This window comes from Pseudomonas sp. SWRI18 (genome assembly GCF_014268345.1).
Taxonomy (GTDB): domain Bacteria; phylum Pseudomonadota; class Gammaproteobacteria; order Pseudomonadales; family Pseudomonadaceae; genus Aquipseudomonas; species Aquipseudomonas cedrina.
In genome coordinates, this window is record NZ_JACCQQ010000058.1 from 1 (window position 1) to 618 (window position 618).

The following is a 618-nucleotide window of genomic DNA, read 5'->3' on the forward strand; positions in this document are numbered from 1 at the left end:
GGCGTTGGTGTTCCTGGCCAGCTTTGAACAGGTGTGACGTGAGCAGCTTGCCGTTGAGTTCGACGGTGGCGAGGTGGCCGCCCTTGTCGTGATTGAAGGTGAGGCGGTTGTTGTCGGGCAGACGCAGTTTTTGGAGCTGACCGCAGGCGTCGTAGCCGTAGCGCAAGGTGCCCCAGCCTTGGTAGTCGGCGGTGAGGCGGTTTTGTGGGTCGTATTCGTAGGCCAGCGCCCAGTGGCCGTCGTCGACGCTGAGGAGATTGCCTTGGCGGTCGTAGGCGTAATCGATGATGTTGCCGTCGGGCAGGGTTTTTCTGACGAGGCGCCCGGCATGGTCGCGTTTGTAGCGGGTGATTAGCTGGCTGCCGTCGTCGCCGTGTTCGGTTTTTTCCTGCAGGTTGCCGTTGAGGTCGTAGACGTAGGCGGTGCGCTGGCCATCGAAGCCGATTTCCTGCTGGATCAGGCCGTTGTTGTGGTACTGGAGTCGGTAGGTTTCACCGGCTTCGTTTTCGATTTCGGTCAGCAGTAGTCGGGCGTTGTCGTAGCGGTAGTTGACCTGGGTGCCGTCGGCATTGATGCGGCGGCTGATCAGGTGCAGGCCGTCGGCGTATTCGTAGCGGG

Annotated in this window: 1 pseudogene; it reads right to left on the minus strand. The window is 61.2% G+C overall.

Going from position 1 to position 618, the window contains the following annotated elements:
* Window positions 1-618, minus strand: a pseudogene (locus H0Z09_RS27185) (RHS repeat protein); the annotation flags it as partial.